This window comes from Gardnerella sp. DNF01189, assembly GCF_049244195.1.
GTDB lineage: Bacteria > Actinomycetota > Actinomycetes > Actinomycetales > Bifidobacteriaceae > Bifidobacterium > Bifidobacterium swidsinskii.
The window spans coordinates 1,503,884-1,517,888 of sequence record NZ_CP058385.1 but is presented as its reverse complement, the minus strand read 5'-3'; the positions used below and the strand labels follow the sequence as shown (position 1 = coordinate 1,517,888).

Below are 14,005 nucleotides of genomic sequence, written 5' to 3'. Positions count from 1 at the left end.
TGGTATAGATTCGTAAATTTTTAAGCTGTAAAACACGCACTAGGCGAGCTTAGCTACTTCTGATTTCGCAGCTTCGAGAGCTTCATCAAGCTTAGAAGCATCTGTACCACCGCCCTGAGCGAAGTCTGGCTTGCCGCCACCGCCGCCACCAAGCACCTTGGAAGCAGTACGAACCAAGTCGCCAGCCTTAGCACCAAGACCGCGAGCAGCTTCGTTTGTAGCTACTGCGATCATTGGTCGATCGTCTTCATTAACACCAGCAAGTGCAACAACCACTGGAGCATCTTCACCTAAACGAGCACGAATATCTAGGACTGTCTTGCGCAAAGCATCGAATGAGCCAAAGTTGCCAACATTCTTTAGAGCCAACTTAACTTTTTCGTTACTATTCTTTGCTTCATCAACTAATGTTGGTACAGCTTCATTTAATTGAGCTTCGTAAACAGAAGCAAGCTTACGATCAGAATCCTTCATCTTGTTAAGCAAAGATTCCAAACGTTCAACCAACTCGTCTGGGCGAGCATTAACCATGTCTGCTAATTGCGCAACCAAAGTGTGCTCGCGGGCGCCATACTCGTACGCTGCCTCGCCGCAAAGAGCGTCGATTCTGCGCACACCAGAGCCAATAGAAGACTCGGAAAGGATTGTAACCATACCAATCTTTCCGGTGCTCTTAGCGTGAGTGCCACCGCAAAGCTCGCGGCTCCAACCGTCGCCGATTTCAACAACGCGCACAACATCGCCGTACTTTTCGCCGAACAAGTGCATTGCTCCAAGCTTAAAAGCGTCGTCGATTGGCATTTCCTTAGGAACAACCTGCAAATCGTCGCGAATACGCTCGTTTACGCGAGCTTCAACGCGAGAAAGCGCATCCTTATCAACAGCCTTTGGCCACTGGAAGTCGAAGCGCAAGCGGTCTGGATCAACCACGGAACCGCGCTGAGTTGCCTGTGGACCAAGCTCTTCGCGCAAAGCCTTGTGAAGGGTATGCGTAGCAGTGTGGCTTCGAGCCAAAGCAGCTCTACGAACCTGGTCAATATTGGTGTTTACAGGAGCACCAACGCTAAGAGTTCCTTCGGTAAGTCGGCAGCTGTGAACAATCAAATCCTTGATTGGTCGCTGAACATCGTCAACTTCCAAAATCGCGCCGTCATCGGAAATAATCTCGCCCTGGTCAGCAATCTGGCCGCCGCGCTCAGCGTAGAATGGCGTGCGGTCGAGAATAATCTCAGCGTTTGCAGGAGCAGTAACGCTTTTAACAGAGCCCTTACCTGCTTCAACAATTGCCAAAACGTTAGAACGGCTGGAGAAGTCAGTGTAGCCAAGGAAGTCAATTGGCTTTTCAAGAGCCTTCTTAATATCGTCGTAAACGCTAACATCCACGTTGTGGCGCTTCTTCAAAGCATCAGCGCGAGCGCGACCCTTCTGCTCGCTCATAAGCTCGCGGAACTTAGCTTCATCAACCTTAACACCCTGCTCAGCTGCCATCTCAAGAGTAAGCTCAATTGGGAAGCCGTAAGTATCGTGCAAAGTAAATGCGTCGGAGCCGCCAACTATAGGGTCATCCTTATGCTCTTTCTTAGCTTTTTCAACAGCAAAATCGAGAATAGTCGTGCCCTTTTCAAGAGTGCGACGGAAAGCATCCTCTTCACCGTAAGCAGCTTCGCTAACCTCGTGGAAAGTATCGTTAAGCTCCGGATAGCTTGGCTCCATAGCAGACTTAGAAACTGGGAACAAGGTTGGCAAAACTGGATCTTGAACGCCGAGCATACGCATTGCGCGAACAGTTCTGCGAAGAAGACGACGAAGCACGTAGCCGCGGCCAACATTGCTTGGACGCACGCCATCGCTCATAATCATCAAAGCGGAACGCACATGATCTGCTACAACGCGGAAACGAACATCCGCATCAGCGTTGCTGCCATACTTTACGCCACTAAGCTTTTCTGCCGCTTCAATAACTGGGTAAACTTCGTCAGTTTCGTAAATGTTTTCCTTGCCTTGCATAAGGTAAGCCAAACGCTCCAAACCAGCGCCAGTATCAATATTCTTTTGATCGAGTTCGCCAGCAATATGCAAATCAGTCTTAGATTTGACGTTATCTACCTGGTAATTTTCGAAAACCAAATCCCAAATCTCAATAAAGCGAGATTCGTCAGCAGCCGGACCTCCGTCGCGACCATACTTAGGACCGCGATCCACGTAAATTTCGGAGCATGGGCCGCCAGGACCAGGGCCGCCGGTAGTCCAGAAGTTATCTTCCATGCCGAAAACTTGCATGTGTTCTGGATCAAAGCCCTCGTTCTTCCAAATTGCGCGAGCCTCGTCGTCGTCCGTGTAAGTGGTTACCCAAAGCTTTTCTGGGTCAAAACCGTAGCCGCCCTTATCTTGAGGACTAGTTAAAAGCTCCCAAGCGTAGTGAATAGCTTCCTCTTTAAAATAATCGCCGAACGAGAAGTTACCAACCATCTGGAAGAAGGTGCCGTGACGAGTAGTCTTACCAACTTCGTCAATATCTAGAGTGCGAACGCACTTCTGATTCGAAGCCATACGACGCGAAGGAGGCGTCTGTTCACCAAGCAAGTAAGGAATAAACGGCACCATGCCGGCAATAGTAAACAATGTTGTTGGGTTCGGCGAAATAAGAGAAGCCGAAGGAACAACCATATGACCATTCTTAGCAAAATAGTCAAGATAACGCTTTGCAATTTCTGCTGTGCGCATACGTACGAACTCCTTGTGTAATTTTTAGCAAGACCCACGCAAACCGTCACAAATAACCGTCACAAACAAAAGCCACATGCAACGCTCACACGAAATCGTGCCGCATGACGCACGACGCAATCATGCAAACATTCAATATAGTACTTCAATACTTAACTTAACTAAACTTAGCAAAGTAACGAAATTATGAAAAACTCGTTTTTTATTTAAAATTCCCTATTCTTACGATTAGCATAACGAGAATTAAGCTCATCTTCATGCTCTTTACGGCTAGTATTAAAATCTTTAAACAATCCCATTACTGTGCGCAATGTGATATTTTTCGGTTCCTTATCAAATATAAAATGACTAGCAGAAGACGGCATTTTTGCTTTAACATATGCACGAGCCTTCGTAACTGTAAGAACACCAATTACAATGCCAACAAACATCCAAAATAAACGCTTGAACATTACTCCCCCCTGCTTGCATTCTTAGTTGCATTCTTATCAGAGGATTCTTTTGAAGCGTTACTATTGGCACTATTCTTGTCTGTTGGCACAGTCGGCTTATTGAAGAAAGAAGAAACAGTATCTTTTAGAGCGTAACCGGCAGCTGCAATTTTTACGAGCGGTTTTCCAAGGAAAGCACCATACAAATCTGTTAGAGCACTAATATTTGTAACAGTTGTGCGCGTAGCTCCTGAAACAGCGTTTACATCGTCAAGAGTCTTATTAACTTGCTTAATCGTCGTCACAGACTCGTCAATTGCAGGCATCGCATGCTCACCCGACTCTTTGACAGTTTTCGCAATCTGATCGAACAACTTGCCCAATCTAATTAGCGGATAAATCAAAAAACCCGAAAGCACAGTAAACGCAATCGCGGCAATAAGAGCAGCTATGTCTCCAACGCTCATCGTAACCTCTTTCTGTACCATTTTTGCTTAAGACTTCACCGCGCTGAAAGCTAATACAACAGCAAATCAGACTACAGTTAAAACCATTCGCAATGACTTAAGACTAACGAACGGTAACGACGCATATAACAAAGTTAAAAAGTAGAATCTACTCGTTATAGCCTCGAATAGTAATGGCATTATCAATAGGTTTGGTAGTATCAAAATCAAGTCTGGTTACGCTTCCGTTTTGAGGGCGTTCGCTTAAATCGTAGCCTGCAGGCGCAAAACGGTGCATAAGACTTAGCAAAGTGTTGCCATGCGAAATTTGCAAAACATTATCTCCATCGTTAAGCAAAGAATTTGAAGCGATTAACGCAAAACCTTCTTCTACGCGAGTCCAATATTCGATATCTGACTCGGCATCGTGGAAAGGATCCGCTTCTTTAAGCATGTCACGAGTGGCTGCAAGCCCAAATTTTTCAACGATTTCGTTATAAGTGTGCGCTCCGTGAGGCGCTCCTGCAGCCCACCAAGCCATTTGCATATCTTGACCTTCAAAATAGCCGTAGCATTGCTCGCGAAAATGCATATCGCTTATAAGCGTCGGGCGCACGTTACCGGCAGATTCATTTGCATCGAGAATACGTTGTGCTGTGATTTGCGCACGAGTAGTATCCGAACAGTAAGCTGCAGCAAAAGCAATATTTTCTAGCTTTTTTGCAGCCGTGTCCGCATCTTTCAACCCCTTTTCAGTAAGCGGAGAATTTGACCAGCCTTGCAGTCGATTATAGCGATTAAATAGCGTCTGTCCGTGACGCACTAAATAAAGATGCAGCAACATAGCTCCATTATTGCACTAAGCGGTACATAACTGTCAAAAACACCAAACAAACCGATGAAATCGACAAAAACGCATTGACCCCTGCCACGCAATCGCATAGCAGGGGTCAAGCGGTATGTCCTTAAGAATTAAATCGGCGAATTAACGAGCGTAGTATTCGACGACGTACTGAATGTTGACTTCAACTGGAATCTGATCGACTTCCGGCTTACGAGTCAAAGTAGCCTTCAAAGAGGCAAGATTCACATCGAGGTAACCAGGAACTGCTGGCAAAACGTCGCGATGAACGCCTTCTGCAGCCATCTGGAATGGAACCATGGTCTGGCTCTTGGCACGAACCTGAATGGTCTGACCTGGCTTCACACGGTAAGATGGGCGATCAACAAGATTGCCATCAACCAAAATATGACGATGTACAACAAACTGACGAGCCTGGGCGGTGGTACGAGCAAAGCCTGCGCGCAAAACCAAAGCATCAAGACGAGTTTCCAAATCAGTGAGCATTGCGTCACCGGTCTGGCCTGCAGTGTGCGTACCCTTCTCGTAAGCAGCACGAAGCTGCTTCTCGGAGATGCCGTACTGAGCGCGAAGACGCTGCTTCTCGCGAAGACGTACTGCGTAATCGGACTCGGTGCGACGACGAGTGCGACCGTGCTCACCTGGAGCATATGGACGCTTCTCGAAGATACGCTGAGCCTTTGGGGTCAAAGCGATGCCGAGGGCGCGAGAAAGACGCACCTGACGGCGAGAACGCTGAATATTAGTCATAACTAATCCTTTAATTCTGTCGTTATCTGAACGGAACGTGAACCAAGTTTTTAGTCGATCGCAAAATCGCCTAAAAATTATTCACGCTGAGCCGGCCTCTCCAGTGCTTCTTCGTGCTAGCACACGAACGCGCAAGTATTAAAACGTTGAAATAACGCCATAACTACCGCACGCCGACCCACTGATGGGCTAAGGCTCCAGATGATGCTTACACAAAATAGGCATCGTTTCTGATTCTACACACCCGTAAGAATAATTGTTGATATTTTTCGTACTGAGCGCGAAACTCACGTTGTAAGTTCCCCGGCAAATGTTCCACAAACCAGCCAAAACGCTCGCGCGAGTAACGCGCTCGCTTGCGAAACTCGCGTTGGAAGTCCACTGGACTTCCAACTTTAGCGAGTTTCCGGATTGAAGTGCCTTCGCGCGCTACGCTTCAAGCGCTCCGGCAAGTCAATCCGCAATCCATTGTGTATGTGCGATCCGCACAGCGAGCAGCCTCAACATCGTGAGTTACCATGAGCACTGCCACACCATTTTTTGCAGCCTCGCGCAACATTTTCACAACTATGCGAGTATGCTCTACATCCAAATCGCCAGTAGGCTCGTCAAGAATAAGAAGCTTTGGATTGTTTATTAGCGCGCGCACAATCATTACGCGACGCATTTCACCACCCGAAAGCTCATTTGGGTAGCACCACAGTAAATCTTCAATATGCAATTGCTTGCAAAGTTCTAACGCGCGAGTCTCGTTTGAATTTTCGCTTACTTCAGACTTACTTACTTCAGCCTTACTTATTCCAGACTTACTTACTTCACAAGCACTAGCTGCAATTTGCACAGGTAAAAGTATGTTGTCATGCACAGTAAGATTTTGTAAAAGCGTCTGCGATTGCGTCACAAAACCTATATCACATGCGCGCAAACGAGACATTTTTGCATCACTAAAAGTGCGTTCAGAAATCTCTTCGCCGCAAACTTTTACACTTCCATGCGTTGGCTTCAATAACCCAGCAATCAAATTTAGTAAAGTAGATTTTCCGTTACCTGACTTTCCAACGATTGCCACAAAATCGCCGCTATTTAGCGCAAAACTCACGTTATTTACTGCAAAAAATTTGTGTTTTCTGCGCATAAATTCGCGAGTTACACGAGTAAGCTCAACAACAGGTAAAATATCAAACTCATTACTTGGCAGTTTTTGACTCTTATCTTCCATACTTACTCACCTGACCTAAGTGTCAAATACGTTTCGCGCATAGCAATACGCAATGTGGTAAGCGCTGAAGCTACAACAACTGCAACAAGCGCAAGTAGCACAGACACTAACATAAGCACTGCTACTGGTAGCGCAGTCACTTCCAAATACGGAAGCTGCAATTGTTCAGAAATAAGAGAACTGTAAGGGAACAATATAAGACTTGCAGATCCAACACCCAATACTCCACCAACTAAGCCAAGTATCGCAGATTCCCTAACGACAACGCCTAAAAGCATATTTCTTGTTGTGCCAAGTATGCGAAGAGAAGCAAACTCTTTTTTGCGTTCGTTTACAGATGTTGAAAACACTGCAACTAAAACTAGCAATCCAACTAGCCAGCACGCAGCAATTATAAAAGTCAACGTGCGAGTAAAAACACCAAGATTAGCTTGCGTAGTTGCTGTAATTCCGCCCGGAAAAACTATGCCAATGCTTGAAAGACCAGTTGTTTTGCGAATATTTTTTGCAACTTCTTGCGCGCTGTAACCCTTTTGTACTTTTACAAGTACTGCAGAAACTGCTTTTTTAGCATATTCCTTTGGAATAGCAGTGTGCCCTACTTTCGTTGAATACTCAACTACTTGCGGCACACTTTCGCGTCGCACAAACACTGAATTATCAATGCTTGTGCCGGTTTTTGCAAGCTGTGCAGCTACAGGCCATTGGTGTCCAAAAAGACGAACAGTATTCATATAAGACACGATTACATTTGCGCCAGCAATCATCTCGCCTTTTTGTAACTTCTGCTTATGTTGAGAATAAATCCAAGGACCTATAACAAAATCAGAATCGGGATCAAAACCAATAATTTGCAATTTTTCAGCGCAACATCCTGCAGAAAGCGAAGAAATATACGTTTGTGCACTCGCCTTTTGCACACCCGGAGAGCGTCTTACTAAATTCTCAATATCGTTAGTGAAATAAAAAGTGCTTGAACCACTGTTTGTAAGCAACGCTTCTGCCTTAGTGTGCGTACCTTGAGGGATAACCATAATATCGGCTCCCATGCGTTCTCGCATACTGTTCAAGCCGCGTTCAAGATTCATAGAAATCAGCGAGCCGCCGAAAAATATTGCAGACAAGCACGCAGATACAATAATAAGTGCAGCAGTGCGCAATGGCTTGCGTTTAAGATTTTCCAGCGGCAATCGCTTTAGCGTAATAGTGCGCATAATTTTGCTTTAGTAAGCTTTTCGAACTATTTGAACTATTAATCTTCTTTATTATCCAAATACACGGAAACAGCTGCGAACACCAATGCGAGCACAGACAGAACAATCAACGTTGGGCGCATAACGGATGCACAATGCATCATTGGGCTCTTGCACACGCCAATAAGGAATGTTGTAACAGCAAGCATAAGCAAAGCATTCACAACTACAGCAATATTTAAACCAATGCGAACATTTTCTTTAACAAATAACGCAATAATTCCAAGTACTGCAATAACTAAGCCGATTCCAACAGCTGCACGACCTGTGTAGTAGCATGCCATAGGTTGCATCATCATATGCATTTTGTGCATGCCTCCAGTTGAGCATGGCTTTGCAAACGTCAATGGTGCAATGGCAATAAGCAAGCCGAAAATAATTGCAGGAATTGATGCGAATAATTTGTTTTTCATAATTTATACCTCATTAAATGTATGTTTTTATTTTTTAGTGTCACATTTTCGTTAATGCAACACGCTTCTCGGCACCCACACCCGCGAATGCCACGTCCTTGTTAAAAATTTATCTTACATTAAAGTGCATAAATAGAAGATTTTACAATTTCTCGATTGGTGCAACTCTAAGCATTAGTCGCTTTACTCCATCGGAGCCGAAATCGACTGTAATAATTGAGTTTCTGCCCTTATCTTGCGTTGCTAGCACAGTTCCTAAGCCGTAAGTATCGTGAGTAATTTTGTCGCCAACTTGGAAGTCTTGAATATTTAGATGATTGTCTTTATTCATAACTGCGGAAGTTGAACCAACTTTTGTTGCGTTTGTTGAAGCCGCAGTTTTTGCGGTAACTTTGCGCGTTTTTACTGCACTTGACTTAGACCAATTCGATTTAGAATAAGACGAGCCGTAAGAAGAACCGTAAGAAGAGCCATAAGACTTGCTATAAGACTTTCCGTAAGAAGATCCGTAAGAACTCGAGCCATACGATTTATTTCTTCCGTAAGAACTCGAGCCATACGATTTATTTCTTCCGTAAGACTTAGAGCCATGCGATTTTTCAGAACTGTAACTGCTTCCGCCATAAGTTGTTTTTTCACTAAACGCATCGCTATAATCGTCATCCCAGCCGCCGAAGTCGCTATCAAAATCGCCGCCAAAATCACTATCAAAATCGCTATCGAAATCATCGCCGCGTCTAGACGAAGCACCCCAACGCTCAACATCAGACTCTCTGCGCTTCCAATCAATCAAATTATCTGGAATCTCATCCAAAAACTGGCTTGGAAGCATATCTTGAGCCTGCCCCCATTGCGCACGAACAGCAGCACGCGTAACATACAAACGCTGCTTAGCTCGCGTAATACCAACATAAGCAAGACGACGCTCCTCGCAAAGCTCGCCATCGTCTTCCAAAGCGCGAGAATGCGGAAAAGTTCCCTGCTCCATGCCAGTTAGGAACACAACCGGATACTCCAAACCCTTAGCCGTGTGAAGCGTCATCAACGTAACTTTACCAGTGTCCTCATTTTCATCCGGCAATTGATCCGAATCAGCCACAAGCGCCGTCGTTTCAAGGAAACCAGCAACACTAGCATCCGGCGTATTCTGCTCATACTCAGCTGCAACCGACTGCAATTGTGACAAATTATCCACGCGAGCGGCATCTTGAGGATCTTCAGAACGTTGCAAATCCTCCAGCAAACCACTGTCGTTCAGTATGCTGTCAATAACTTTAGAAGGTTTCGAGTCATTGTTTTGCATACACGTAATTAAGTTGTGCATAAGCTCGCGGAACTCTTTAAGCTTGGTTGCAGTGCGAGTTGGCATGCCTTCGATTGACTCCAAATGCTCCAAGGCTTGCCAGAAGCTAACTCCTTGTGTTTGAGCATAAAGCGTCAGCAAAGCCTCCGCACGCGCCCCAAGCCCACGCTTAGGCACATTCAAAATTCGGCGCATATTCACATCGTCATCCGGGTTTGCCATAGATTGCAAGTATGCGAGCGCATCTTTTACTTCGCGACGCTCGTAAAACTTCGTGCCACCAACAAGCTGATACGGAAGACCTGCTTTAACGAGCGCATCTTCTAGCGAACGAGACTGTGCATTAGCGCGATACATAATCGCCATATCCGAATAAGCAACGCCCTCTTCACCTGCTAATCGCGCTATTTCTTGCGCAACCCAAGCTGCTTCCTGTTGAGCACTGTCTGCTGCATAACCAGTAATTGGAGCGCCCTTACCTAATGCCGTCCACAATTTTTTAGGCTTTCGTCCTTGATTATGCGAAATAACTGCATTTGCAGCATCCAAAATAGTTTGCGTAGAGCGATAATTTTGCTCAAGCATAATAGTTGTAGCGTTTGGAAAATCTTTTTCAAAGTCTTGAATATTGCGAATATCTGCTCCGCGAAAAGCGTAAATCGACTGGTCGGAGTCACCTACAACTGTGATTGATGCAGGAGTGTTATTTTGCTGAGATGGATTTGCACTATTTTGCTTTACATCCACTCCAGCAAGCTCGCGAATAAGCTCGTATTGAGCGTGATTCGTATCCTGATACTCGTCTACAAGAATATAGCGGAACTTATGGCGGTAATATTGCGCAGCTTCTGGTACTTCGCGCATGAGTTGCACAGTTCGCATAATTAAATCGTCAAAATCAACCGCATTTGCTTGAGATAAACGATGCTGATATTCCGCATAAATAGTTGCGTAAACAGCTTCAGAATTGCCAGCGTGCGCAATTTGTTGACCTGCAACACCAGGCTTGTAATCGTTAGCATACATGTCTAGTTGCTCACGCCAAGTGATTAAACTATTTTTGCAATCCGAAATCTTGCCCAAAATGCTGCGTGGCGTAAAACGCTTAATATCAACGTTAAGCTCTGTTGCAATAATTTTTACTAATCGCTCGCAATCGGAAGTATCGTAAATAGAAAAGCCTGATTTTAAGCCAATATACTGTCCTGATCTGCGAAGTATTTTCACACATGCAGAGTGGAACGTCGAAACCCACATAGTATTTGCTTCGCTACCAATAAGTTTGCTTAAACGTTCACGCATTTCGGCAGCTGCTTTGTTTGTAAAAGTGATGGCAAGAATTTGGCTTGGCCAGGCACCTTTTTGGCTTAATATCCAAGCTATTCTTCGCGTAAGAACTCGCGTTTTGCCGCTTCCAGCTCCTGCTCCAATAAGCAGTGCCGGTCCGTCGTACTGGACTGCTTGAGATTGTTGCGGATTTAAGCCGTCGAGTAGTTTTTGCGCGTCAACTGCAACTCTAGAATGTGCGAAATTTTGGGAATATTCTTGAGATTCTTGAGGAAGCAGTTCTTGTTGGGCAAGAGCTTCTTGTTGGGAAGGCACTTCTTCTTGAGGAGGCACTGATTCTTGATCAGACGCATATTCTTGCTGCGTAAAATCAGGCTCTTTAGCGTAAGCGTCAGCATACTCGTCGTAACTGTAGTTGGCATAATCATTCACATCCGCAACATTCTCGTAAAAACGATCGTCAGAATCGAACGAATCAACTGGATTCCCCAACAAATCACTTACATATCCGTAATCGCTATCTTTTGCACTCATATTTGCATTCATACTTGCGCCCATACTTACGCTCATACTTGTACTCCATTAATGCTGCCAATTACCTACGTTTTAGCTTCAGCAATAAAACGCCCCCACGTTTTAATTGCGCACGTATTTAATCAGGTTTACCACATGCTGCAGTCGTTTTTACTCGTATTGTGTCACGAACTTGGGTATGCTTGAGCGTACTGCAATGTAATTGTTCGTAAGAAGGGGCGCATCGTGCAAGAACTGGAAGAACGCATTCTCCAAGATGGTATCGTAAAACCAGGCAATGTATTAAAAGTAGACGCTTTTTTGAACCACCAGTGCGATGTGAATTTATTTGATCATATGGGAGCCTCTTGGGCTGAGCATTTCCGCGACGCAAATATTACTAAGATTCTTACGATTGAAGCTTCTGGTATTGGAATTGCATGTGTTGCAGCACGTCATTTTGGCGGAGTTCCTGTAGTTTTTGCAAAGAAAGCTCAGTCAATTAATCTCGATGGCGACCAATACGTATCTACGGTATTTTCTTTTACAAAGCAGCGCGAGTTTCCGGTGATTGTGTCACGTAAGTATTTAAGTGCGGAAGATCGCGTGCTTATTTTGGATGATTTTTTGGCGAACGGCAAAGCTTTGCAAGGATTAATCGACATTTGCAATCATGCTGGAGCTAGCGTTGCCGGCATTGGAATCGCTATCGAAAAGGGCTTCCAAGGTGGTGGAGATGCGCTTCGTGAAGCCGGATATGACTTGGATTCGCTGGCGATTGTTGACGCGATGGATCCTGTTGACGGCTCGATTTCGTTCCGTAAGTAGCGCTCCGACCTGCTTTCGCGCTTAGAGCGTAGCGCGCGAAAGTAACTCGGAGCGGAAACTCGCTAAAGTTGGAAGTCCAGTGGACTTCCAACGCGAGTTTCGTAGCGAGCTTATTCCTCACGGCTATTGGTAGCCGTTCGGCTGATTTGGCATGTGAAGCACACCGTGCTTCACAATTGAGCCAAATCACGCTTTGAAGGAGCTTGAAATCCCAATGATTTCAAGCTCGGTCAAAGCGCTGCGCGAGCGTCCTTCGCTCAGTGCGAAAAATCTCAAATCTCTACCACACTGGTATTCGTGCAACTAAAGTCACGAAATTAAGCTGCGGTGGGGTGTGTGGTATTTGTGCCCGGTGTGACGTGTGCAGCAGCACGGATGTTAGCGTTCTTTGGACAGTAGTAAATCAACGTTTGCAGAGCATTACTGCAAAGCTTCAGAAGGTTTGGGAGAAATACGACTCTTAATTTACGCGGCTGTGAAGTTTATGCCGGATTCGGAAGCGCAAACTCATTGAAGCACGCTTAATTGTGAAGGAAACGAGAAAAATTTTTCGCAAATGGTAATTTTGTCGAAAAATACGATAAAGTAGTCCGGTTGGTATACTTCAACACGTATTGCAACAAACAATTGATTAGGTGGCTAAACATATGACTGAAGTGGTGATTGCAAGCGCTGTACGTACGCCTATTGGCAAATTCGGCGGCAGCTTATCTTCGCTTTCCTCAGTTGATTTAGGAACAATCGCAGCAAAAGCAGCAATAGAACGCGCTAGAATTAGCTCACACGACGTGGATCAAGCTATTTTTGGAAACGTATTACAAGCAGGCAGCGGACAAAACGTTGCTCGCCAAATTGCATTAAAAGCAGGATTAGATACTTCTAGCTGCGCAATGACAATTAACGAAGTATGCGGATCCGGCTTAAAAGCAGTGCGCTTAGCACAATCCGCAATCGTTATGGGAGATGCGCAAGTTGTTGTTGCAGGCGGCACTGAAAGCATGAGCAACGTACCGTTTTACGCAACTAATTCGCGATTTAGCGGACACAAATACGGGAATTTTGCGCTTATTGACGGTTTGCAACGAGACGGCTTAAACGACGCTTTTACTGGCGACGCAATGGGCGTTACTGCAGAAAATGTTGCAGCAAAATTTGGTATCACTCGCGAAGCACAAGATATTTTTGCACTTAAATCTCACCAAAAAGCTGTTGCCGCTATTAAAAGAGGCGATTTTGCTTCTGAAATTGTGCCAGTAACGCTTGCAAACGGAACTGTTATAACTCGCGACGAGCATCCTCGCGAAGATACGTCTTTAGAGCAGTTGTCGAAATTGCGCACGCTTTTTAAAGCGTCGGGAGAAACTGCGGACGCGACTTGCGAAGTTGACAAGCGCGAAGTTGGCGAAAACGAAGTTTGCAAGCACGAATCGACTGTAACTGCAGGAAACGCAAGCGGAATTAACGACGGAGCTGCAGCTCTAGTGCTTATGAGCAAAGATTACGCGCAAGCGCACGGAATTGAATATCTTGCACAAATTGTGGGATTCGCAGAAGGCGGAATCGACCCAGATTTAATGGGATACGCTCCAAAACATGTAATGGAACGCATGCTAAATGCGACTGGCAGCAACGTTGACAACATTGACTTATTCGAAATAAACGAAGCGTTTGCAGCGCAAAGCATTGCCGTTTCGGAGCAACTTCATATTGACGAGTCAAAACTCAACGTACGCGGTGGAGCAATTGCACTCGGACATCCGCTTGGCGCTAGCGGAGCGAGGATTTTGACGACGCTTATATACGCTTTGCGAGATAGCAATAAGTTAAATGGAGTTGCTGCGCTGTGCGTCGGCGGCGGAATCGGCGTTTCTATGCAAATTAGAATGCGAAACAATCAAGCCAGAATGTAAAACAATAAAGTCAGAATGCAAACAACCAAGTCAGAATGCAAAGCGATCAGAAGCATTCGTAGTCTA

11 protein-coding genes are annotated in these 14,005 nt (G+C 45.3%); 2 read left to right on the top strand and 9 right to left on the bottom strand.

What is annotated here, in order from left to right; all coding sequences use genetic code 11:
- Positions 1-39 precede the first annotated feature (39 nt).
- From alaS to HXT41_RS06205, 9 genes are all read right to left on the bottom strand, one after another.
- Entirely contained in the window at positions 40-2,724 is a 2,685-nt protein-coding gene (gene alaS / locus HXT41_RS06245) for an alanine--tRNA ligase (RefSeq protein WP_102703380.1), read from the bottom strand.
- A gap of 206 nt (positions 2,725-2,930) precedes the next feature.
- The gene (locus tag HXT41_RS06240) at positions 2,931-3,176 is read right to left on the bottom strand and encodes a hypothetical protein (RefSeq protein WP_174182652.1); all 246 of its coding nucleotides are present in this window, start codon (positions 3,174-3,176) and stop codon (positions 2,931-2,933) included.
- Complete coding sequence (locus tag HXT41_RS06235; RefSeq protein WP_174182731.1) at positions 3,176-3,622, bottom strand: DUF948 domain-containing protein; 447 nt, start codon at positions 3,620-3,622, stop codon at positions 3,176-3,178. Before HXT41_RS06235 ends, HXT41_RS06240 begins: the two co-directional genes overlap by 1 nt.
- 148 nt (positions 3,623-3,770) lie before the next feature.
- Positions 3,771-4,445 carry a histidine phosphatase family protein gene (locus tag HXT41_RS06230; RefSeq protein ID WP_004119283.1) on the bottom strand — a complete coding sequence of 225 codons (675 nt, stop codon included), beginning with the start codon at positions 4,443-4,445 and terminating at the stop codon, positions 3,771-3,773.
- Between the two features lie 141 nt (positions 4,446-4,586).
- Positions 4,587-5,213 carry a 30S ribosomal protein S4 gene (rpsD, locus tag HXT41_RS06225; RefSeq protein WP_004105277.1) on the bottom strand — a complete coding sequence of 209 codons (627 nt, stop codon included), beginning with the start codon at positions 5,211-5,213 and terminating at the stop codon, positions 4,587-4,589.
- A gap of 436 nt (positions 5,214-5,649) precedes the next feature.
- Positions 5,650-6,432, bottom strand: coding sequence for an ATP-binding cassette domain-containing protein (locus HXT41_RS06220; protein ID WP_116431897.1), 783 nt, complete (start codon positions 6,430-6,432; stop codon positions 5,650-5,652).
- Between the two features lie 2 nt (positions 6,433-6,434).
- Positions 6,435-7,646 (bottom strand): FtsX-like permease family protein, encoded by a 1,212-nt coding sequence (locus HXT41_RS06215; protein WP_116440369.1) that lies wholly within the window; start codon positions 7,644-7,646, stop codon positions 6,435-6,437.
- Positions 7,647-7,684: 38 nt separating this feature from the next.
- Entirely contained in the window at positions 7,685-8,098 is a 414-nt protein-coding gene (locus HXT41_RS06210) for a DUF4418 family protein (RefSeq protein WP_004110325.1), read from the bottom strand.
- Positions 8,099-8,240: 142 nt separating this feature from the next.
- Positions 8,241-11,258, bottom strand: a complete 3,018-nt coding sequence (locus HXT41_RS06205; protein ID WP_421788650.1) for an ATP-dependent helicase — start codon at positions 11,256-11,258, stop codon at positions 8,241-8,243.
- A gap of 189 nt (positions 11,259-11,447) precedes the next feature.
- On the opposite strand from HXT41_RS06205, the gene HXT41_RS06200 reads away from it, so the two are divergent.
- Both HXT41_RS06200 and HXT41_RS06195 read left to right on the top strand, forming a co-directional pair.
- Positions 11,448-12,029: a xanthine phosphoribosyltransferase gene (locus HXT41_RS06200; RefSeq protein WP_421788648.1), complete on the top strand. Its 582-nt coding sequence runs from the start codon at positions 11,448-11,450 to the stop codon at positions 12,027-12,029.
- Positions 12,030-12,676: 647 nt separating this feature from the next.
- Entirely contained in the window at positions 12,677-13,939 is a 1,263-nt protein-coding gene (locus tag HXT41_RS06195) for an acetyl-CoA C-acyltransferase (protein WP_174182655.1), read from the top strand.
- The last annotated feature ends 66 nt before the right edge of the window (positions 13,940-14,005 follow it).